This window comes from Thermoanaerobaculia bacterium, from assembly GCA_035260525.1.
In the GTDB taxonomy this organism is placed as follows: Bacteria; Acidobacteriota; Thermoanaerobaculia; order UBA5066; family DATFVB01; genus DATFVB01.
The window spans coordinates 1-22164 of sequence record DATFVB010000130.1; the positions used below are offsets into that span (position 1 = coordinate 1).

A 22164-nucleotide genomic window follows, 5' to 3' on the forward strand; every position below is an offset into this window, starting at 1 on the left:
GTTCTGGCGGGCGTGGTAGTTCCAGACCGCGCGATAGCCTCCGAGGAAGCCGAGTCGCCGGAGGAGCGCCGAGGCCGGACCGGATCTCACCGCCGGGCCGTCGCGTAGATTTCGGCGTTACCGCGCGCTCCGGCGGACACCGTGATGGATTCGACACGAAATCCGGCGAGCTCGAGGAAGTGTCGGACCTCCGCTTCGGTGTACGCGCGGACTCTCCCGGAGCTGCGCGAGCCGACGCGAGCCCCCTCCACGAACGCCGCCGTGTACTCCGGCGAAAGGAGATTCGGAAACTGAACCGACAGCGCGCCCCCCGAACGCAGGATTCTCGCGGCATCCTCGAGATACCGAAACGCGTCCTCGCGCTCCATGTGCTGGAGGACGAGGAACGAAAAGACGAGATCGAAGGTCCCGGTTTCGAAGGCGGAGAGGAACTCCCCGACGGCGACCTCGCGCAGGTGCACGTTCGGAATCCCGGCGAGGCGCCGCCGTGCGCGGGCGATCATCTCGCCGCTGATATCGACGCCCCAGAGCTCGCCGACGAAAGGGGCGAGGTAACGTTCGACGCGTCCGATCCCGCAACCGATGTTGAGCACGCGTGCCGTCGGGCCGACCAGCGGCCGGAGTCGTCCGGCGTCCGCTTCCCCGGACCTCTCGAAGATCTCGTCGGTTGCCCCCGTGAAGATCGCGTCCACCGCGTTCCTGGTCGCGGCACGGTTCCAGATCGTTTTGTAATCTTCTCCCGGTGTTTTCGGGTCGGCCTGGTTCCAGAGCCGGCGGATTATGCGGATTGCATCCGAGGCGGCGTTTCGGATCAACGTCACGCCTCCCGCATGGCCGTCAGCCGCCGCGCGCCGTTGGTCTGCGTCACGAGCGCGACGATCTTGAGGTCCTTGAAGAGCGCCTCGATCTCCCGGTTCTGGTAGACGACCGACGTCGAGAACTCGCCGTGGTCGCGGCGGTAGAGGTTCCCTTCGCGGTCGAAGAAGCTCCGGACCGAGCGCGTGTCGTCGGGGTCGTGCACCCACACCGGAGCGAACGAAACGAACGCGAGGCCGCCGGGGGCGAGCAGCCGGCGGATCTCGGCCGACAGGAGCGGAGCCGCCGCGCGTGTCACGAAGCCGAACGTCCCGAGGCAGAAGATCCCGTCGAAAGTCGAGGACGGCTGATCGATCGCCAGAGGCCGGTTCCCTCGGGCGGGCTCCAGGATCTCCTTGCGCGTGTCGAGCGTACGCACCGGAAAGCCCTTCGCGGAAATCCGCGTCACGAGGTCGTAGCCGGCGGAGAGGTCCAGGATCGCGGGATCGGCCCGGCGCCTCCGGACCAGAGCGAGGAATTCGTCGTATGCGCTTTCGGCCAGCTGGTTCTGCCAGGTGAGCCGCATCGCGGTGCACCTTAACACAACAGGTATAATGCCCGGCTCGATGAAGAAGCCCAGAATCGCTCCCGAGCGGAGCACGGCGATCGCGCGCCTCGCCTCGCGGGCCGGGGGAGAAGCCGTGCTGGCCGGCTGGCTCTACAACCGGCGGTCGTCGGGGAAGATCCAGTTCCTGATCGTCCGCGACGGGACCGGCTACTGCCAGTGCGTGGTCGCGAAAGCGGACGTCCCCGAGTCGGTCTGGGCGGAGGCGGAGCGCGCCACGCAGGAGGTCTCTCTGGTCGTGCGCGGCACGGTGCGCGAGGACCGGCGGGCGCCCGGCGGCTACGAGATGACCGTGTCGGATCTCGAGATCCTCGGCGAGTCTCCCGATTACCCGATCACGCCCAAGGAGCACGGGATCGACTTCCTTCTCTCCCAGCGTCACCTCTGGATGCGCTCGCTGCGCCAGCACGCGGTCCTGCGCGTGCGGTCGGAGGTCTCCCAGGCGATCCGCGACTTCTTCTACGAGCGCGGCTTCACGCTGATCGACTCGCCGATCCTGACCCCTGCCGCCTGCGAAGGGGTGTCGACGCTCTTCGAGACCGACTACTTCGGCGAGAAGGCGTATTTGTCGCAGTCGGGCCAGCTCTATCTGGAGCCGGCCGCGGCCGCCTTCGGAAAGGTGTATTGCTTCGGTCCGACCTTTCGGGCCGAGAAATCGAAGACCCGGCGGCACCTCACGGAGTTCTGGATGATCGAGCCGGAGGTGGCCTTCCTCGAGCTCCCGGGCCTCGAGGCGCTCGCCGAGGAGTTCGTCGTCTCGATCGTCGCGCGCGCCCTCGACCGCTGCGCGGAGGACTTGAAGCGCCTGGAGCGGGATACGACGCCTCTGCGCAGCGTGACGGCGCCCTTTCCGCGGATCACCTACCGCCAGGCGGTCGAAAAGCTCGCGGGCAAGGGAATGCCGGTCAAGTTCGGCGACGATCTCGGCTCGGACGAGGAAACGGAGATCTCGAAGGAGTTCGACCGGCCGGTCATGATCACGCGGTACCCGGCGGCGATCAAGTCGTTCTACATGCAGCCCGATCCGGAGGACCCGGAGGTCGTGCTCGGGCTCGACATGATCGCGCCGGAGGGTTACGGAGAGATCATCGGCGGATCTCAGCGGATCCACGACCACGACCTCCTGCTGCAGCGGATCCGCGACAACGGGCTCCCGGTCGAGGCGTACCAGTGGTATCTGGACGTGCGAAAGTACGGATCGTTCCCGCACTCCGGTTTCGGGATGGGGCTCGAGCGCACGGTGGCGTGGATCTGCGGAATCCATCACCTGAGGGAAGCCATACCGTACCCGCGCACGCTGAACCGAATTTATCCATGACCGCTCAGGCGATTCGCGGAAACTCGAAATTCGAATATCGAAACTCAAAACAAACTCGAAATTCGAATGCTCGAAACTCGAAACGGTCTGCGGTCGAACCTCGAGCGCAGAGGACTATGAGTTCGCCCGACCGGTTGCTCAACGTCGGCTCTTCTTCGTTTGGAACATTCGGATTTCGGGTTTCGGATTTGTTTCGGATTTCGAGCTTCGGATTTCGAATTTGGCGGGACGAGTCATGACGCGCCCCGCCTCCCTTCCCACCGTCGGCCTGATTTCCCTCGGCTGTCCGAAGAACCTCGTCGACAGCGAGATCATGCTCGGGCACCTGAAGAATGCCGGGCACGAGATCGTGCCCGACGAACGGGCCCGGGTCGTCGTCGTGAACACGTGCGGGTTCATCGACCGGGCGAAGGAGGAGTCGGTCAACGCGATCCTCGAGCAGGTGGAGCGAAAGAATCGCGGCGAGATCGACCGGGTCGTCGTGGCGGGGTGCATGGTCCAGAAATACGGCGCCGAGCTCGCCGTGGAGATCCCGGAGGTGGACCATTTCATCGGCCTGGACGAGCTCGAGCGGGCGCCCGAGGCGGCCTCCGGCCTTCCCACGCTCCCGCGGTTCTCGGCCAAGCCGCTCGCCACGCGGGTATACGACGAGCTCTCGCCGCGCGTGCTCACGAACGCCCGCGGGTTCTCCTATCTGAAAGTCGCCGAGGGGTGCAACAACCCGTGCACCTTCTGCGTCATCCCGCAGATGCGGGGGCTCCAGCGGAGCCGCACGATCGAGTCGCTGGTCGCCGAGGCGCAGAGCCTCGAGAGCCGGGGGGTCCGCGAGCTCAACCTGATCGCGCAGGACACCACGCGCTACGGCGAGGACCTCGGGATGAAGCGGAAGGGCCTGACGCGGCTGGTCGAGGCGCTCGTCGCCGGGACCGGCATCCCGTGGCTCCGGTTCCTTTACGCGTATCCAAAGACGCTCGACGACTCGGTGCTCGACCTGATGGCCCGAGAGCCGCGGTTCCTTCCGTACGTGGACATCCCGCTCCAGCACGTTTCGCGCGACATCCTCGCGGCGATGCGCCGCGGCGGGGATCCGAGGAGCTCCCTCGCGATGATCGCTCGGATGCGCGAGACGGTCCCGGACATCGCGATCCGGACGACGTTCATCGTCGGGTTCCCGGGCGAGACCGACGCGCACTTCCGGGAGCTGTGCGAATTCGTCCGGGAGGCGGAGTTCGACAACCTCGGGGCATTCGCCTACTCTCCGGAGCCTTCGTCGGGCGCCGAGCCGCTCGGGGACCCGGTCCCGGCGGAGATCAAGGAGGAGCGCCGGGCCTTCCTCCTCTCGCTCCAGCAGCCGATCGCGCGCCGACGGCTCCGCGCCTGGAAGGGGAAGACGGTGGACGTCCTCGTCGAGGGGGAGTGCGCGGAGACCGAGCACCTCCTCGAAGGACGCACGGCGGCGATGGCCCCGGAGATCGACGGGCGGGTGCTCATCAACGAGCTCGCCGACTTCCCGGTCCGATGCGGCGAGATCGTTCGCGCGAAGATCACGGAGACGCACGAATACGATCTCGTCGCGAAGGTGGTGGGCAGGGCATGACCCGGGGCCCGGTCGTGACCGCCTCTCCCCGCGGGAGAGGCCGCCGCGCCGTAGCTCCGGAGGAGCGAAGGCGGGCGGGTGAGGGGGACCCGGGGTCCATCGACGGCTCCCTCACCCCGACCCTCCGCCTTCGCCCGAAGGCTTCGGCGCGACCGGTCTCCCGCGGGGAGAGGGAGTAAATTGCAGGTCTTCCGGGATCCGCTCATCTCCTCCGACCTTCCGAAGGGCGCGATTGCGACGATCGGCAACTTCGACGGCGTCCATCTCGGCCATCAGAAGATCCTCTCCGCCGTCGTGGAGCGGGCGCGGGCCGCGCAACGCCCGGCGGTCGCGATCACCTTCGAGCCCCATCCGCTGAAGGTCCTGCATCCCGAGCTCGCTCCGAAGATGATCCAGACGCTTCCCCAGCGCGAGGAGGTCCTCGAGCGGCTCGGCATCGACGCGCTTCTGGTGGTGCCGTTCACCCGCGACTTCTCGCTGACCGAGCCCGAGGACTTCGTCCGCGACTTCCTGCGGCGGCGGCTCGCGGTGTCGGAGATCCTGCTCGGCTCCCACTTCGCGTTCGGACGCGGCAAGCGCGGGAACCTGGATCTCCTGCGCGCGATGGGACCGGAGAACGGCTTCACCGCCGAAGGCGTCGCCGAGGTCTTCCACGAGGGGGTGCCGATCTCCTCGACGCGGATCCGCCACGCGATCGGCGCCGGCGACATCCGCTCGGCCAACGCGATGCTCGGCCGTCCGCACGCGATGGACGGCGTCATCGCGCGCGGCGATCGCATGGGGCGCAAGATCGGCTATCCGACGATCAATCTCCGTCCGGAGAACGAGCTGTCGCCCGCCGACGGCGTCTATTTCTCGCGCGCCTATTTCAAATCGTTCGGGCGCGAATTCGACTGCGTGACGAACATCGGCCGCCGGCCGACCGTCTACGAGAACTACGAGACGACGATCGAGTCGTTCGTGCTCGATTTCTCGTCGGACGTGTACGGCGAGAGGATCCGGCTGTTCTTCTACGACCGCGTGCGCGACGAGATGACGTTCCCGTCGATGATGGCGCTGACCGAGCAGATCGGCCGCGACATCGAGGCGACGCGAAAGTACTTCTCGGAATCGTGAACGGGACCTGGCCGGCGCTCGCCGTCATCGCCGCCGCGGCCGGCGCCGCGGCCGTCCGGGAGGTCCGCTGGCGCTCACTCGCCGCGCGGGAGCTCCCCGACGAGGTCCGGCTCGGCGCCCTGCGGCCCGGCGACCTGCAGGCGCTTCGCTCGTGGAGACGGTTCGGAGGGGGCTGGCTCGGCGGGGCCCGCGAACGCCGCGCCTTTCGGGCGATCGCGGCCCGGCTCGTCCGAGCGAAGGCGGAGCAGCGGACGGCCCCGGCGCCGCGCCGGAAGCTCCTCCAGGTCCAGATCCTGACGCACCGGACCCGGCTGAGACGAGCGGTGGCGGGTCTCGCGGCGGCGCGGGAAACCGCCGACTGACCGCCGTCACACCTCCAGGCGGTCTCCGGGCCGGGCGACCAGAGCGTAGAGCACCGGCATCTGGAAGACCGACAGGAGGAGCCGCGAGATCAGGCCGCCGACGATGACGAGCGCGAACGGACGCTGCGAATCGGATCCGATGCCGGTCGAAAGGGCCGCCGGAAGCAGGCCGAAGGCCGCGACCAGCGCCGTCATCATGATCGGCCGGAGCCTGAGCAGCGCCGCCTCCCGCGTCGCCTGGGCGATGCCGAGCCCGGAATCCCGCCGCAGCTCGTTCGCGTAGGAGACGTAGATCACCGCCGTCTGGACGGAGACTCCGAAGAGCGCGAGGAACCCGATCCCCGAAGAGACCGAGAAGGGCGTCCCCGTGGCCCGGAGCGCGATCAGTCCCCCGACGGGGGAGGAGAGGACGACCGCGGCGACGGTGATCATCGGGAACTTGAAGTTGCTGTAGAGCGCGAAGAGGATCAGGAAGATCAGGAAGAGCGTCAGCGGCAGGACGAATTTCAGCTGCCGCCGCGACGCCGTGTATTCCCTGTATTCGCCGCCCCAGACCAGCCGATAGCCCTCGGGGAGGCGGACCTTCGCGGCGATCCGGGCTTGCGCGTCCTCGACCGCGCTCGCGAGGTCGCGTCCTTCGACGGAATACTGGACACCGATGTAGCGCGAGTTGTCTTCCCGGTAGATGAACGAGGCGCCGCTGACGACCCGGATGTCCGCGAGCTCCTTCAGGGGGACCTGCGCTCCGGCGGGCGTCGCGACGAGGATGTCTCCGATCTCCTCGGCGTTCTCCCGGAACCGCGGCTCCAGCCGGACGACGAGGTCGAACAGTTTCTCTCCCTGGACGACCTGCGTCGCCGCGGTCCCTCCGACCGCCGCTTCGATCAGACCGTCGACGTCCGCGACGTTGACGCCGTAGCGCGCGATCTTCGCACGGTCGATCGCGACGGTCAGGCTCGGCTGTCCGAGCTCCTGCACGATGCTCACGTCGCCGATGCCGGCAATCCCCTCGAGAACTCGCTTGATCTCCTTCCCCTTCGCCTCGAGGACGCCGAGATCGGGTCCGAAGACCTTCACGGCGAGCGCGCTCTTCAACCCGGTCTCCGCCTCGTCGACGGCGTCCTCGGCGGGCTGCGTGTAGTTGAAGATGATGCCGGGGAAAGCGGAGAGCTTCCGGTCGATCGCCGCGATCAGCTCGGCTTTGGTGCGGCGGCCGCTGTGCCATTCCCCGTAAGGGCGCAGCCCCACGTAGAACTCGGCGTTGAAGAAACCGGTCGGGTCGGTGCCGTCGTCCGGCCGCCCGTGCTCGGAGCCGACGACGGTGACCTCCGGGAAAGAGCGGAGAATCGCGCGGATCCGAGGCGTGATCTTCGAGGACTCTTCGAAGGAGATCGTGTAAGGCATCGTGGCCCGCACCCAGAGCGCGCCTTCGTCGAGCTTCGGCATGAACTCGGCACCGATCGACGGGATGAGCAGGAGCGATGCGCCCAGGATGACCGCCGACACGCCCATCGTCGCCCGGGGATGGGAAAGGCAGAGGTCCAGCGCACGGCCGTAAGCGCGCTTGATCGCCTCGAGAACCGCGTTGCGGCGCTCGCGGACGCCTTTCCGGAGCGCCCAGGAGCAGAGCACCGGAAGCAGCGTGAGCGTGAGGAGCAGCGCGCCGACGAGCGCGAAGATCGTCGTGTCGGCCATCGGCTTGAAAAGGAGACCCGACGGGCCGGAGAGGACGTAGATCGGCAGGAATCCGGCGACGATCACCGCCACGGCGTAGAAGATCGGCCGGTCGACCTCGGCGGCCGCATCCGCGATCACCTCACGGATGCGCAACGGCTGCCCGTGGCGCAGCGCGACGCGGCGGAAGATGTTCTCGACCATCACGACGCCGCCGTCCACGAGAATCCCGAAGTCGATCGCGCCGATGGAGAGGAGGTTCGCCGGGACGTGCTGCAAGTCGAGGCAGATGAAGGCGAAGAGGAGGGAAAGCGGGATCGTGACCGCGACGATCATCCCCGTCCGGACGTCGTACAGGAAGAAGATCAGGATCACGACGACCAGAACCATGCCGCGGAGGAGGTTGTCCTCGACGGTTCGCGTCGTGAGCGCGATGAGGTCGCTCCGGTCGTAGAACGGCCGCACCTTCACGTCCTTCGGGAGGATCGACCGGTTCAACTCGCGGGTCTTCGCCTCCACCCCTTTGAGGACGACCTGCGCCTGTTCCCCCTTGCGCATGAGGATCACGCCCTCGACGGCGTCGTTCTGGTCGTTGAAACCGAACTCGCCGAGCCGGGGCGCGATCCCGATCTCGACCCGGGCCACGTCGCGGACGAGGACCGGGACGCCCTCGTGGACGGCCAGCACGACGTTGCCGATGTCGTCGGGCGTCTTCAGGCGGCCGAGCCCCCGCACGTAGTAGAACTGGCCCCCCTGCGAGTAGAAGCCCCCTCCCGCGTTGCCGTTGTTGGACGCCAGCGCCGCGACGACCGACGGAACCGACAGGCCGGCGCCGGCGATCTTCGCGGGATCGAGCAGGACCTGGTACTGCATCGTCTGACCGCCCAGACCCGAGTCGTCGGCGACGCCCGCGACCGACCGGTACTGGCGCTCCACGATCCAGTCCTCGATCGTCTTGAGCTCCATGGGCGACCGGTCGGGGCTTTGGAGGACGTAGCGGTAGATCAGCCCGGAAGGGGAGAAGAGCGGCGCGACCGACGGCGTCACCCCGTCCGGAAGCTCGAGGTCCGGGATCCGCTCGAACACCTGCTGGCGCGCGAAATAGCTGTCGGTGCGGTCCTGGAACGTGAGGCGGACGTCGGACAGCCCGTAGAGAGAGATCGAGCGGATGGTGGTCATTCGGGGAAGGCCGTTCATCTCGACCTCGGTCGGCACGGTGATGAGGCGCTCGACCTCTTCCGCCGCCTTTCCCGGCCACTGCGTGATGATCTCGACCATCGGAGGCGAGAGGTCGGGGTAGGCGTCGACGGGCAGCCGCGAGAACGACCAGATCCCGGCCGCGGCGAGCACGAGGGCGAGGAAGGCGACGAGAAACCGCTGGCGCAGGGCGGACGAGACGACGCGGTTGATGATCGAGGCCGCCCGCGGGGTTCCGGGCGGCCGGAGACCTTCGTCGCTCACTGGCTCTCCGCGAACTGCATGAACAGGGCGCCTTCGACGACGACCCGGTCTCCCGGGCGAAGGCCGGCGCGCGCCTCGACCCGGTCGCCCTCTCGGGCGCCGAGCTCGACCCGCCGGCGCAGGAAGGATCCTCCGGGGCCCTGGACGTAGACGAAGGGAAGGTTCTCGTCGTCGCGAAGCACCGCGGAGACGGGGACGAGGAGACCGCGGGCCTCGCGGGCGGAATGGATCGCGACCCGCACGTACTGGTCTTTCTTGAGCGCCTCGCGCGGGTTCGCCAGGACGATGCGGACGCCGATCGCGCGCGTGGCCGGGTCGACGACGGAGGCCACGTATTCGACGGTCCCGGAGAGCGTCGCGTCGGCGGACCCGGCGAACACGTCCGCGGCGGCGCCCGGCGACACGAAGGGCACGTCCTGCTCGAAGACGTTGGCGATGACCCAGACTCGCGAAAGGTTCGCGATCGTGAAACACGGAGTCGTCCCCGCCTGGAGGAGCTGGCCGGGCGTGATGAGCCGCTCGACGACGGTTCCGGCGATCGGGGCCCGGATGACGCCGCGGGGCGTCTCGGCGGGACGGCCCTCCTCCAGCGCTTTGGCCGTCGTCTCGGGAATACCGATCGAGCGCAGCTGCGCGAGCGCGGCGTCGCGGTCCGCCTCGGCCGCGAGGGCATCCGTCTCGGCCTGCTGCATCTCGCGCCGCGAGATTCCCCCCGCATCGAAGAGCTTCTTGTCGAGATCGGCGATCCGTCGCAGGTTGGCCGCCGCGGCGTGCGCCTTCCGGTAGCCGGAGAGGGCCGCCGCGAAATCGGGTGACGTGACCTCGGCGAGCGCCTGCCCGGCGACGACGGGCGTTCCCGGCGGCGTCAGGATCCGTGCGACCGGCCCGGAGATCGCGGCGATGACCTGCGTCGACGCGTTCTGGTCGAACGCCACGGTGCCCGTCGTCTCGATCGTCCGGCGGAACGGCGCCTCCCGGACTTCCCGCACGGTGATCCGGTTTCTCTGTTCCGGAGAGAGGGACAGACCCGCGGCCGGGGCGGGAGCGGAGTGGTCCGGCGCGGGGCGCCGGGAGCACCCCGGGGCGAGGAGGACGGCGGACGCCAGCGCCAAACATGCCGCACGGGTCTCAGTGAACATCGGATTCTCCTTGTGGGGCGGCAGGCAGCGGAGCGCCCACCGCGAGTTCGAGCTGGACCGAGGCGTCGTTGGCGGCGCCGAGCGCCTGGGTGAGCTGAGCCGTCGCCGCGAGAAGCGCGGACTTCGCATTGATCAGGTCCACGGCGGAAGACCCTCCGAGCGCGTAGCTCTCGGAGGCGACGCGGTAGGCATCGGTCGCTTCCGGGAGGAGCTCGTCCCGGATCCAGACCGCCTGCCGCCGCGCGGTCTCGGCGGCCGCCCAGGCGGTCCGGACGTCGAGCTCCACCTGCGCCCGAGCCGTCGTCTCGTCGGCGGCGAGCTCCGCCTGGCGCGCCTCGGCGGCGGCGACGTCCCCTTTCTCGTGCTGCCAGAAGAACAGGGGAACCGAAATCGCGCCGGCCGTCGAGTAGGCGGCGGGAGCGCCCTCCGTGTGGTTGCGGAACACGGAGACGCTCAGATCCGGGAGCCAGAACTCGCGGGCGAGCCGCGTCGCGAACCGGGAACCCTCCCTCTGCGCGACGATCGAAGCGATCTCGGGCCGGCTCTCCGACGCCCGGCGGAGGAGATCGGCGACGTCGGGCGGCGCGGGAGGAACGTCGAGCTTCTCCGCGGGTTCGACGGGGGCACCGGAAGACCGGGCGAGGAGGCGGTTGAGCGAGGCGCGCGCGGTCATGAGCGCCCGTTCGTCGGCGATCGTCTGGTTTCGGGCCTGCGCGAAGCTCACCTTCGCCTGCAGGACGTCGAGGCGGGCCACGGTCCCCGCGTCGAACCGCGCCTGCGTCTTCGCCAGCACGTCTTTCGACAGCCCCTCGGCCTCGCGGTCGTTTTCGAGCTGGGAGGCGGCGACCAGGAGAGCGTCGTAGGCCGTCGCGGTCTGCGACGCGATCTGCTGGCGGACCTGCGTCCAGGCGAGCTCCGCCGCCCGGAGCGCCGCCCCCGAGACCCGCCGGTTCAGCCGGAACTTGTCGGGGAAGGGGATCGTGAAGCTCGCCCCGACGTCGCGCGACTGGGCGGAACGGAAATTCAGGATGCTCGATTGCTGCTCGTACGTCCAGGCGAAGGCCGGATCGGGAAATGCGGTCGCCTGAGCGATGCCGGCCCGGGCCTGGTCCACCTGGGCGCGCGCCGCGGCGATCTCCGGGTTTCGGGCGAGCGCCTCCGCGACGGCGTCCCGGCGAGACAGGCGAGGCGAGTCCTGGCCCGCCGCCGGCAGGGCGGCGAGCGCGGCGGCGCAGAAAATTCGCAGGAAACGCGGAACAGGCCCGGACCGCAAGGTGACCTCCTCTCGATTTCGGGAACGGGAATCGGGAAAGATCGGGTCAGGCGGCGGGCGGCGGAGGGCGGCTGTCGACCGAGGCACGGGGAGCGACGAACGGAGAAACGGGAGCGAGGGCGGCGACGGATTCGACGGCCGCCGGGATTCCGACGGGAACCGCGACCGAAGGCCGGGCGCTCAGGGTGCCGTCGAGCGTGCATGCAGCGCACGTGTCGCCGGCGGGGAGCGCGGACGGTCGAGCGACGCGGGTTTCGGTGCCGATGAGCGCCATGTCGTTATCGGCTGCCGAGTGGAACGACGTCGCGATGAGCAGGAAGAGCATTGCTCCGAGGAGCCCGAAAGCTTTCCCGCGACGGCTGGTCCGCGTCTTCATCGCCCGCGACCTTAGCAGATTTCCCCGCCAATTCAATCGTCCGGGCGAAAAAAGGCCCGGCCCCCGAGGGACCGGGCCGAGGTTTCGGACCGGAAGGGCGAACCGCCCGACCTATTCGATCGAGATCTTCGTCGCGAGGATGCTGCCGTCGCCCTGGAGCGTGCCGTTCACCTCGACGCTCATTCCGTCGGCGAGATCGGCGAACGTCTTCAGGTTGTGGTGCTGCTGGATGACGGTTTCGGAATTCACGTCGATCGTGACGTCTCCCTGGTCCGTCGTGAGGACGAACGTCATCGTTCCGCCGTCCGGCGTTCCGTTGATCGTGCCGGAGACCTCGACTTCCTGCGCCTCGGGCGGCTCGAAGCTCACCTTGCACGCCACGATGCTGCCGTCGCCCTGGAGCGTGCCCTCGACTTCGACGACGTCGCCGTCGGCCACGTCGGCGCAGGTCGCGGAGGTGTGCTTCGGTCCGAAGTACTGCGTGGTGTCGGTCAACGCGATCGTGACTTCCCCGGAGGCGTCGGTCATGACGACCAGCGTTCCGGCATCGCAATCGGGCGTTCCGCTGACGATTCCGGAGACCTCGTCCCCACAGGTATCGCCCTCTTCCGGCGCTTCGAAATTCACCTTCGCCGCGAGAACGGACGTCTCCCCCGGCGTGCCGCAGACCTCGACGGTGTCTCCGATCGCGATCTGGCCGCAGGTCGACGCCGTGTGGCCCTTCGTGAAGAACAGCGTGTTCGGGTCGAAGGTGACGGCGACGTCACCCGAGTCGGTCGTGACCGTCATCGTGCCCGCGCCGCAGTCGATCGCGCTGACGGTTCCCTGGACCTCGGTGGCGCACTCCGTTCCGGATCCGCCCTGGGTCCCGCTGCCGTTGTTCTGGACGAACACGGCGGCCGCGAGGTACCCACCGCCGTCCTGCGGAGCCGCCTTGACGTGAATGCGGGCGCCCACGACGATCTGATCGAGCGTCATCACGGTCCAGCCGTGCCGGATGACGGTCGAGCCGTCGACGGTGACCACGACCGCCCCGAGGACCGCGTCGTCCATCGAGATCGTCCCGGCCCCCGTGTCGACCGCCGTCACGAGTCCTTCGAGCTCGGCGCCGTAATGCCCGCGCCCGTCGGTGGGCATGAGCGATGAGCCGTGTTGCGAAGGGGTTGCGATTCGCGTGTGGCCGCGGTCGGCGCGCGCCGGGCCTGCCACGATCGCGCAGAGGAAAGCGAGACAGAGACCGACTGCGGAGAATCGGAACCGGGTTGGCATGGACTCCTCCTCTGGAAGGCTCCGGAGGACTCTGCAACTCCCTTTCGGGGAATTCCGATCAAGGGGATTTCAGAAACCCTCGGACACCGCCGGGGATTCTAGCAAATTCTCGGCCAGTTCAACCTGCCCTGAGGAACAGGGAAACTCCCAGGAGGAGGGCGAAACCGGCGATCGTCGAGGCGACGACCGGAATGCCGCTGCTCGTCCGGTGCGCTTCGGGAAGCAGGTGCGCGGCGCCGAGATAGAGGAAGAAACCCGCGAAGACGCCGAGGGCCGGCGCCAGGAGCGCGGGGGAGAACCTCCACACGAGCGTCGACGCGGCCCCCAGACACGGCGCCGCCGCGTCGGCGAGGAGCCACGCGTTGGCGCGCGAATCGCTCTTTTCCTTCAGGAGCATCGCGGTGTTCAGGCCGTCGGAGAAGTCGTGTGCGATGACGGCCGCCGCCACCGCCGCTCCCGCGGAGGGCGAGACCTGGAAGCCGACGCCGATCGCCGCGCCGTCGAAGAAGCTGTGGACGGTGACCGCGAGCGCCCCGAGATCGCCGACGTGCGAGTGCCCCGGCTCCCCATAGTTGGGCTCGGGATGCGAATGGAAAGCCAGGAATTTCTCGAGCAAATGGAACGCGAGAAACCCCGCGGCGGCGAACCCCGTGACCATGACCGGCGGCCGCCCGAGCGCATTTGCGATCGCGAGCCCCTCGGGGAGGAGGTCGAAGAGCGCCGCCCCGAGGAGCATCCCGGCCGCGAGGCCGAGAAAGAGGTGGAGTCGGTTCCCCGACCGGCGCCCGATGATCCCCCCCGCCAGGGTCGAGAAGAACGTCAGCAGCGCGAGGATGATCGCCATGGTGCGCGATCATACGGGGAAAGGAGTCGCGAGTCGCGAGTCGAAAGTCGTATGTCACAGTCGAAAGCGGCAGAACGTTCCCCGGTGGCTACCCGCCCGCCAGAGATCATCGCCGGCTGGGACACGCCGCCTCTCGGCTCGAGCGTCGGCCTCACCCCTGCGGGTCGTCCTCCGGCCGGAGGATTCGCGAGGCGCCGCCGGTCGCGGCGCCCATCCCGTGGATCAGGATCTGCTCGAAGTGCGCGGCGGGAAGCGGAGGGCTGAAGAGATAGCCCTGAGCGAGGTCGCAGCGGTGCCGCCGCAAAAACGCGAGCTGCCGCTCGTTCTGGACGCCCTCGGCCGTGACCGTGAGCTTCATGCCGTGGGCGAGCACGATCACGGCGCGCGAAATCGCGGCGTCGTCGACGCTCGTGTCGATGTCGCGGAGGAACGACTGGTCGAGCTTGATCGTGTCGATCGGCAGGCGCTTCAGCATGCCGAGCGAGGAATATCCGGTGCCGAAGTCGTCCATGCTGATGTGCACGCCGAGGTGGCGGACCGCGTAGAGGACGGCGAGGCTCTCGTCGGGGTTGTTCATGGCGAAGCTCTCCGTGATCTCCATTTCGATCTGGCGCGGTTCGATCCCGGCGTCTCGCAGCGCCCGCCCGATGTCTCCGGCGAGCGTCGGGATGGCCAGTTGCCGCGTCGAGAAGTTGATCGCGAGCCGCGGCGGCCCGAGGCCGCCGTCCTGCCACGTCCGCGCCTGGGCGGCGGCCGTCGCCAGGACCCACGCGCCGAGCGGGACGATCAGGCCGGTCTCCTCGGCGAGGGGGATGAACTCCGACGGCGCGATCAGGCCGCGCTCGGGGTGCCGCCATCGCACGAGCGCCTCCATCCCGACGACCTCCGCGGTCGCGAGATCGAGGATCGGCTGGTAATAGATGAGGAGCTCGCCGTTCTCCACGGCGCGCCGGAGCCCCGTCTCGAGGGCGAGCCGGTTCACCGAGCGCGCGTTCAAGACGGGCGTGAAGAGCTGGTAGTTGTCGCGTCCCTGTTCCTTGGCCCGGTACATGGCGGTGTCGGCGTTCTTGATCAGCGCTTCACCCGACTCGCCGTCGTTCGGGAAGACGCTGATGCCGAGGCTCGTCGTGACGTAGAGCTCCTCGTTTCCGATCCGGAAGGGGAGACGGAGACCGCCGACGATCTTCTCGCCGACCCGCACGGCGTCCTCGACGTGGTTCAGGTCGGAAAGCACGACGACGAACTCGTCTCCGCCGAGCCGCGCGACCGTGTCCCCCTGGCGGACGACGCTCGTCAGCCGGTCGGCGACGCGCTGGAGGAGCCGGTCGCCCATCGGGTGCCCGAGACTGTCGTTGACCACCTTGAAGCGGTCGATGTCGAGGAAGAGGACCGCGATGGAGCGGCCGTCGTGGCGCGCCCGCGAGAGCGCGATCTCCAGGCGGTCCTGGAGGAGCGCGTGGTTCGGGAGACCCGTGAGCGCGTCGTGGTACGCGAGGTGCTCGATCCTCTCCTGCGCGCGGCGCCGTTCGGTGATGTCCTCGGCGGTGCCCGCGACCCCGATCACGCGGCCGCCGGCCAGGAGAGGCGCGATCGAGAACGTGATCGGCGCGAGCGTCCCGTCGCGGCGGACGAGATCCGTCTCGAAGAGCGAAACGGGGGTGCGTTCGCGCGCGGTTTTCCGGAACTGCGCGCGGACCTCCTCGAGACGGGCGACGGGAATGACGCGCTCCGCCGGCGCGCCGATCAGCTCCTCCGTCGGGAACCCGGTGATCTCGCAGGCGCGCCGGTTCACGAGGGTGAAACAGCCCCGCCGGTCGAGCGCGAAGATCGCGTTCGTCGCGCTCTCGAGGACGCGCTCCCGGAACTCGTCGGCGTTGCGCAGCGCCTCGGCCGACCGTTTCCGCGCGATCGCCGCCGCGATGTGGCGGGAAACGAACATCAGGATGTCGCGGTCCTTCTCGCGGAAGCGCTGCTCCGGCGAGTAGCTCTGGACGACGAGGGCGCCGAACACCTGGTCTTCCGTCCGGAGCGGCACCCCGAGCCAGTCGATCGAGGGAGCGCCCCGGGGAGTCACGAGACCGCGCGCGAGGAGCGTCTCGAACGTCTCGGGGGAGGCGAGAAGCGGCTCGCCGGTCTCGAGCACGTAGTCGGTGAGCCCCCCGGCCGCGCGCGCGGGAGGCGCCGGCTCGGCTTCGTCGGCGAAGTAGGGGAACGTGACACGCCCGGAGCCGTCGCGGAGCGCGATGTAGAAGTTGCGGGCGTCCATCAGCTCTCCCACGATCCGATGGATCGCCGCGTAGAACTGAGGCAGGTCGTCGGCGGAGGAGGCCGTCTCGGCGATGCGGTAGAGCGCCGACTGGAGGCGTTCGGCCTCCTTGCGCTCGCTGATGTCCCGGCCGATGCCGACGAGGCCGACGACGGCTCCGTTCTCGTCGCGGATCTGCGAAGTCACGAGCTCGAGGGGGAACTCGCGGCCGTCCCGCGCGATGCTCACGACCTCCCCTTTCCACCCGCCGCGCCGCGTCTCGCGGAGGATCTCGTCGCCGCGCGACGGCGCGTTCCGGGGGGACCACAGCATGCGCACGGGCCGTCCGATCACTTCGTCGAGCGGGTATCCGTAGGCCTTCACGAATGCGTCGTTGACGAAGATGAGCCGGTCGTCGAGGTCGGTGATCCTCGCGATGTCGGAGACGCTCTTCATGGAGTCCTTGAAGAGATGGAGCTCTCGCTGCGCGCGCCGGCGCTCCGTGATGTCGCGATAGTTCACGACGAGAGCGTCGATTCCGGCCTCGCCGAAATGGTTCGTCCCGGTGCCCTCCATGTCCCGCCACGTTCCGTCCCGGTGGCGCACGCGGTACTCCGCGACCTCCGTCCTTCCCGGATGCTCGAGCGCCGCCGCGAAGACGGCGCGGGCTCGCTCGACGTCATCGGGGTGCACGAGGGAGAACGCGTCGCGGCCCACGAGCTCCTCGGGCGTGTAGCCGACGAGACGCTCGTGAGAGGCGCTCGCGAAGACGAAGCGGCCTTCCCGATCGAGGAGCGCGATTCCATCGGCGCTGTTCTCGACGAGCGCCCGGAAGAGCTCCTTGCCGTTGTCGAGGGACGGGACGCGGCGGGAGTTCATGCGGTGCGGATCATCTTGTCATCGCCGCTCAGTGCCGGGCAAGAGGCCCGCACTCGGCCGGCTCGCGGACCTCGATCTGGATCGTCGCGTGCTCGACGTGGTGATCGCTCCGGAGCTTCTCCTCGACCTCGCGCAGCACGGCGGACGGGTCGGTGCCGGGGCCGATCGCGACGTGGAGGCTCGCGCAGTGGACGCCGGACGTGAGGGTCCAGACGTGCAGGTCGTGCACCGAGAGCACCCCGGGGAGCGTCTGCAGGACGCCCGTCAGGCCCGGCTGGTCGACCTCCGCCGGCGCGCCTTCCAGGAGGATGTGCGCCGACTGCCGGAGGATGGACACCGTGCGGGGGAGGATGAAGAGCGCGATGGCGACGGAGAGGGCGGGATCGATCCAGCGCTTTCCCGTGACCGCGATCGCACCGGCGGCGGCGACCACGGCCGCCGAGGCGAGGGCGTCGGCGGCGACCTCGAGGTACGCGCCTCGGAGGTTCAGACTGTCCTGCCGGTGGGGATGGAGGAAGCGGACGGAGACGAGGTTTCCGGCGAGCGCGACCGCGCCGAACGCCAGCATCGGCACCGCGGCGATCGGCTCCGGGCGTTCGAGACGCCGCCACGCCTCCCAGAGGATCGCTCCGCACACGACGAGGAGGATCTGGGCGTTCACGAACGCGGCGAGGATCTCGGCGCGGTAAAGACCGAAGGTGTGGCGAGCGCTCGCCCCGCGCTCGGCGATCCGCACGGCGACGTAGGACAGCGACAGCGCCGCGACGTCCGTGAGCACGTGCCCGGCGTCCGCCCAGAGCGCGAGGCTGTGGGCGATCGCCCCGCCGGCCACCTCGACCGCGAGGATCGCCCCGGAAACGCCCAGCGCGGCGGCGAGCCCCCGGGCCGCCCGGGCGCGCCCTTCGGGTTCCATCGGAAGAGAGTAATCCATCGACGGGAACCGCCGCATCGCGGCGCGCCGCTCGAGCGCATATGATCGAGCGATGGACGTGACGGACCCGAAGAAGACCGCGCGCGGCACCGCCGACGAGGAGACGTTCGCGGCGCTCCTCGCCCAATCCGCGGAGGACCTGGAGCCGCTCTTCGTGATCACCCGGGAGATGAAGAAACGGGGCGAGAAGGAGAAGCCGCGGGCGCTCCTCGCGCGGCTGATCGAGGCCCAGGAGGACCGGGGGCTCTACCGCGCGCGCCTCGAGACGCTCCTGGAGGTCGCGCGGGCGTTCCCGGCCAGGGCCCCGTCGCCGGCGGAGATCGCCGACGCGTTCCGGCTGGCCTGGCCCGATCACCCGTCGCTCGAGGCGCTGATCGCCCATTCCCTGCCTCCGAAGGCGAACGTCGTCGAGGCCGCGGAGCGCCTCCGGCGGTGGCTCCGCTTCGCGCCGGGCGACGTGTTCTTCTTCGCCGGCCACGGCGCGGGGCGCGTAACGGACCTGGTCCCCGCGATCGACGCGGTGCGGTTCGAGTTCGAGACGGGCGAGAAGCTGTCGCTCCCTCCCGGCGCGGCCGCGAAGAACCTCGTGCCGCTCCCGCCCGGCGACTTCCGCCGCGAGCGGCTCGAGGATCGCGAGGGGCTGCGCGGGCGATCGCTCGCCGGCCCGGCGGACGCCGTCCGCCACTTCATCGAGAGCGTCGGCCGTCCCGTCACCGCCGGCGAGATCAAGGACGCGTTCTCGGGGGTTGTCCCTCCGGAGAAGTGGACCTCGTTCTGGAATGCCGCGCGCAAGCACCCCCAGCTCGTCGCGTCGGGCAGCGGCAAGAACGCCGGTTACGAGTGGCGGGCCTCGGCCGAAGCCGCGAGCGACTCGGTGCGCGAGGAATTCGCCGCCGCCTCCGTCGCGCGGCGCCTCGACATCGCCCGGAAGAACACCCGCCGTCCGGAGCTCCTCCCGTTCTTTGCGGAAGCGCTCGCGGGGGAGGGATGGACCGCCGCCACTCCCGCCGAACGCCTGGAGATCGCGTTCTTCCTGGAGGACAGCCGGAGCGGGGTGGCGCCGCCCCTCTCCGCCGCCGACCTCGTCGCTTCGGGCGGCGCGGAGATCGCCCGCGCGCTGCCCGATCCCGCGCTGCGGTGGAAAGCCTACCGTCTCCTGCGGGAGCGGGATCCGCGCTGGGTCGAGCTCTTCACGGCGCTTTTTTCCGGAGAGGACGACGCGAGGGCTCTCTCGGCGATCGACGCGGCGCTGGCCGAGGGAGCGCCGGAAGCGCGCGTCGAGCTCGCGCGCCGGATCGTCGCCAACCCGCGGACCGCGCCGCGCGCGTTCCTCTGGCTCGCGGAGAGGCGGGCGGAGCTGCCGCACGCGTCGGCCCTCTTCGGATCTTCCGCGCTCTTCGCGATGCTCGAAGCGCTCCGCCTTCCGGAGTTCGCCCCGCACCGAGCGCGGCTCAAGACGATGTTCGACCGGGGCGGCCTCGCCCTGGAGCTCGTCGCCGGGCTCGCCGACGCCGACGAGGCGCAGCGGCTGCTGACGGCGGCCGAGCGCGCCCCCGGCCTGGAGGAGTTCCGCCGCGACGACGTCAAGCAGGCGGTCCATCGGCGCTTCCCGGAGCTCCGCGGGCCGCGGGTCGAGCCGCTGTACGTCACGCCGGAATCGCTCGAGACGCGGCGCGCGGAGCTCGAGCAGCTGGTCGGCGTCGAGATGCCGAAGAACGGACGGGCGATCCAGGAGGCGGCCGCGATGGGGGACCTGAGCGAGAATTTCGAGTACCACGCCGCACGGGCCCGCCAGGAGTTTCTCTCCGCCCGCGCCGCGACGTTGCAGCAGGAGCTGGCGCGCGCCCGCCCGCTCGACCCCGCGCGGGTCGACGTTTCCGAGGTGCGGGTCGGGACCCGGGTCGTGTTGTCGGCCGGCGGGCGGACCCGCGAAGCCGCGGTCCTCGGACCCTGGGATTCGCGGCCGGAGGAGGGCGTCTACTCGTACCAGTCCGAGTTCGCGCAGAAGCTCCTCGGGGCGAAACCGGGCGACACGGTGACGATCGACGGCGAGGATTGGCGGATCGGCTCGATCCGCCCCTGGAGAGACGCCTGACCCGCGGCGCGCCGCGCACGCGGGCGGCGCTGCTGTTCGCTTCGGCGCTCCTGGGAGCCGCGGGCGGCCGCGCGGAGACTCCGGTCACGACGTTCCCTTCCGAAATTCCTCCGACGGAATGGACGGCGCTCCTCGAGAAGTACGTGGATTCCCGGGGTCTTGTCGCCTACGCCCGGTGGAAGGCCGATGCGGCGGACCGCCGCCGGCTCGCGGCGTACGCCGGCAGGCTCGGCGAGAGGGGGGGCGCGCTCTCCGGCGACGCGAAGCTCGCGATCCTGATCAACGCCTACAACGCGTTCATCATCGAAACGGTCCTCGACCGCTATCCGGTGGACTCGATCCGCTCGATCGGCGACGCGTTCACGGCGCGCACGCACCGGATCGGCGGAGCGCTCCATTCGCTCGACGAGATCGAGCACACGGCGATCGGGCTCGGCGGATACCGCGCGCACGCCGCGATGGTGTGCGCGTCGCGCTCCTGCCCGCCGCTCGACCGGCGAGCGTGGGAGGCGAGCGACCTGCCGGCGCATCTCGACGCGCGGATGCGCGCGTGGATGGCGCGCCCCGATCTCTGGACGTTCGAGCCGGACCGGAAGACGGTGCGCGCGCCGAAGTATCTCGACTGGTATCGCGCGGATTTCGAGAAGGCGGGGATCGCCCGAATGCTCGCCGCGTACGGGCCGCCGCGGCACCGCGACTGGCTCGCGCGCGGCGATTTCCGGGTCGTGTATCTCGATTATGATTGGGGGCTGAACGACCAGGCTCCGCCGCGCTCCGTCCGGGAATAATCGAGGGAAGCGGGGCGTTCCTGGCGATGGAGGATTCGGAATGTCTGAAAACGTCCGGGAAGTTTCCGACGAGTCGTTCGACAGCGAAGTCGTCAAGAGCGCGACGCCGGTGTTCGTGGACTTCTGGGCGCCGTGGTGCGGCCCCTGTCGATCGGTCGCCCCGATCGTCGAGGAGCTCGCGAGCCAGTACCAGGGGAAGGTGAAGGTCGCCAAGATCAACGTGGACGACTCGCCCGAGGTCGCGCAGAAATTCATGGTGACGTCGATCCCGACGTTCATCCTGTTCAAGAACGGCGAGGCCGCCGACCGCACGATGGGGGCGATGCCGAAGGGTCAGTTCCAGCAGTTCATCGACCGCAACCTCTGATCGCGGCCGGCCCCGGCCGCTATTTTCGGCGCCGAGTCGAGCGTTGCCCCGCTTCGAGTCGGCGCTTTTTTCATGCCCGCATCGCAGATCGTCGGCGGTGATGTTCAGCCGCTCCGCCACTTCCATCGGGTTTGAGCCGGGGCCGAGTTAAGCGGCTCTGCCGCTCCGACCCGGCCTTTTGCTATCCTGCCGCGGAAAGCGCGTCTTGACCCATCCGCTGCTGGCTACCCACGCGATCGCCGCGGTCGAGCACTATCTCGAGCGCGAGACCGTCGTCGGCGTGTTCGTGCTCCTCTTCTTCGGGGCGTTCGGACCCAGCCCGCCGGAAGAATCGATCCTCCTCCTGGCGGGATACGTCGTCTACCAGGATCTGGCGCGGTTCTGGCCGATCGTTCTCTCCGCGCTCGTCGCGGCGGTCCTCGGCGACACCTGCCTCTACGGGATCGGCCGCCTCCTCGGAGGCAATCTCGAGAAGCGGCCGTGGCTCGCCAAGATCTTCCCCCGCGAGAAGATCGAGTTCGTCAAGGGGCGATTTCGCCGGTACCAGTTTCGCGCCGTCGTCGCGGGGCGCTACGTGTACGGGCTCCGTCCCGTCCTCTTCTTCACGTCCGGAGCGTCGCGGATGCCGCTCTGGAAGTTCCTCGCGGCGGATTCCCTCGCCGCGTTCGCGAACGCGGTGGTATGGGTGTTCCTCGGCGACCGGTTCGGAGGGCGGATCGGCGACGTGCTGCACTGGGCGGAGCGCTCCGAGACGGTTCTCCTCGTGCTCGCGGGAGCGCTGATCGGCTACTTCATTCTCGAGAGCATCCTCGTCCACGCGAAGAAATGGAAGGAGACGTCCCCCTTCGTCCGCTGGGCGACCGGCTGGAAGATCGCGGCGATCGCCGGCACGGTGCTGCTCCTCGTGTACCTCGAGGTGTGGTTCCGGGCGCGGGGCATCAGCCTGACGCGCCTCCGGCGCCTCTGAAGGCCAGCGCGGCGATGCATCGAGCCGGGCGGGCGCGTGCGCC

The 22164-nt window shown here is 69.3% G+C and carries 18 protein-coding genes; 8 read left to right on the plus strand and 10 right to left on the minus strand.

The annotated features are described in order from the left end of the window. Positions 1-86: 86 nt before the first annotated feature. Positions 87-815, minus strand: coding sequence for a class I SAM-dependent methyltransferase (locus VKH46_06100; GenBank protein ID HKB70398.1), 729 nt, complete (start codon positions 813-815; stop codon positions 87-89). Between the two features lie 2 nt (positions 816-817). Further along, on the minus strand, positions 818-1381 hold the full coding sequence (locus VKH46_06105) for a class I SAM-dependent methyltransferase (protein HKB70399.1): 564 nt from the start codon (positions 1379-1381) through the stop codon (positions 818-820). A gap of 40 nt (positions 1382-1421) precedes the next feature. Here VKH46_06105 and asnS point away from each other — a divergent pair, with 40 nt between their 5' ends. The 4 genes from asnS to VKH46_06125 all read left to right on the plus strand — a co-directional run bounded on the left by asnS (position 1422) and on the right by VKH46_06125 (position 5813). Further along, positions 1422-2738, plus strand: coding sequence for an asparagine--tRNA ligase (gene asnS, locus VKH46_06110; protein HKB70400.1), 1317 nt, complete (start codon positions 1422-1424; stop codon positions 2736-2738). A 235-nt stretch (positions 2739-2973) separates the two neighbouring features. After that, entirely contained in the window at positions 2974-4335 is a 1362-nt protein-coding gene (gene rimO / locus VKH46_06115; GenBank protein ID HKB70401.1) for a 30S ribosomal protein S12 methylthiotransferase RimO, read from the plus strand. Positions 4336-4515: 180 nt separating this feature from the next. Then, positions 4516-5451 carry a bifunctional riboflavin kinase/FAD synthetase gene (locus VKH46_06120; protein HKB70402.1) on the plus strand — a complete coding sequence of 312 codons (936 nt, stop codon included), beginning with the start codon at positions 4516-4518 and terminating at the stop codon, positions 5449-5451. After that, complete coding sequence (locus tag VKH46_06125; protein ID HKB70403.1) at positions 5448-5813, plus strand: hypothetical protein; 366 nt, start codon at positions 5448-5450, stop codon at positions 5811-5813. The genes VKH46_06120 and VKH46_06125 overlap by 4 nt, the downstream gene beginning before the upstream one ends. Positions 5814-5819: 6 nt before the next feature. Here the strand turns inward: VKH46_06125 and VKH46_06130 are convergent, their stop codons facing one another. The 8 genes from VKH46_06130 to VKH46_06165 form a co-directional block, all read right to left on the minus strand. Then, positions 5820-8948: a CusA/CzcA family heavy metal efflux RND transporter gene (locus VKH46_06130; protein HKB70404.1), complete on the minus strand. Its 3129-nt coding sequence runs from the start codon at positions 8946-8948 to the stop codon at positions 5820-5822. Then, entirely contained in the window at positions 8945-10087 is a 1143-nt protein-coding gene (locus tag VKH46_06135; protein HKB70405.1) for an efflux RND transporter periplasmic adaptor subunit, read from the minus strand. The genes VKH46_06130 and VKH46_06135 overlap by 4 nt, the downstream gene beginning before the upstream one ends. After that, the gene (locus tag VKH46_06140; protein HKB70406.1) at positions 10077-11360 is read right to left on the minus strand and encodes a TolC family protein; all 1284 of its coding nucleotides are present in this window, start codon (positions 11358-11360) and stop codon (positions 10077-10079) included. The genes VKH46_06135 and VKH46_06140 overlap by 11 nt, the downstream gene beginning before the upstream one ends. A 46-nt stretch (positions 11361-11406) precedes the next feature. Beyond that, positions 11407-11736 (minus strand): hypothetical protein, encoded by a 330-nt coding sequence (locus VKH46_06145; protein ID HKB70407.1) that lies wholly within the window; start codon positions 11734-11736, stop codon positions 11407-11409. A gap of 111 nt (positions 11737-11847) precedes the next feature. Then, positions 11848-12873 (minus strand): DUF5666 domain-containing protein, encoded by a 1026-nt coding sequence (locus VKH46_06150; protein ID HKB70408.1) that lies wholly within the window; start codon positions 12871-12873, stop codon positions 11848-11850. Positions 12874-13123: 250 nt separating this feature from the next. Next, a complete protein-coding gene (locus VKH46_06155; GenBank protein ID HKB70409.1) occupies positions 13124-13849 on the minus strand; it encodes a ZIP family metal transporter in 726 nt (241 codons plus the stop codon). Between the two features lie 151 nt (positions 13850-14000). Then, on the minus strand, positions 14001-16973 hold the full coding sequence (locus tag VKH46_06160) for an EAL domain-containing protein (protein HKB70410.1): 2973 nt from the start codon (positions 16971-16973) through the stop codon (positions 14001-14003). Positions 16974-17001: 28 nt separating this feature from the next. Beyond that, positions 17002-17886, minus strand: a complete 885-nt coding sequence (locus VKH46_06165; GenBank protein ID HKB70411.1) for a cation diffusion facilitator family transporter — start codon at positions 17884-17886, stop codon at positions 17002-17004. A 70-nt stretch (positions 17887-17956) separates the two neighbouring features. Here VKH46_06165 and VKH46_06170 point away from each other — a divergent pair, with 70 nt between their 5' ends. From VKH46_06170 to VKH46_06185, 4 genes are all read left to right on the plus strand, one after another. Next, positions 17957-19999, plus strand: a complete 2043-nt coding sequence (locus VKH46_06170; protein HKB70412.1) for a GreA/GreB family elongation factor — start codon at positions 17957-17959, stop codon at positions 19997-19999. Then, entirely contained in the window at positions 19960-20787 is an 828-nt protein-coding gene (locus tag VKH46_06175; GenBank protein ID HKB70413.1) for a DUF547 domain-containing protein, read from the plus strand. Before VKH46_06170 ends, VKH46_06175 begins: the two co-directional genes overlap by 40 nt. Before the next feature lie 40 nt (positions 20788-20827). Further along, the gene (gene trxA / locus VKH46_06180) at positions 20828-21154 is read left to right on the plus strand and encodes a thioredoxin (protein HKB70414.1); all 327 of its coding nucleotides are present in this window, start codon (positions 20828-20830) and stop codon (positions 21152-21154) included. A 205-nt stretch (positions 21155-21359) separates the two neighbouring features. After that, positions 21360-22121, plus strand: coding sequence for a DedA family protein (locus VKH46_06185; GenBank protein ID HKB70415.1), 762 nt, complete (start codon positions 21360-21362; stop codon positions 22119-22121). Positions 22122-22164 lie beyond the last annotated feature (43 nt).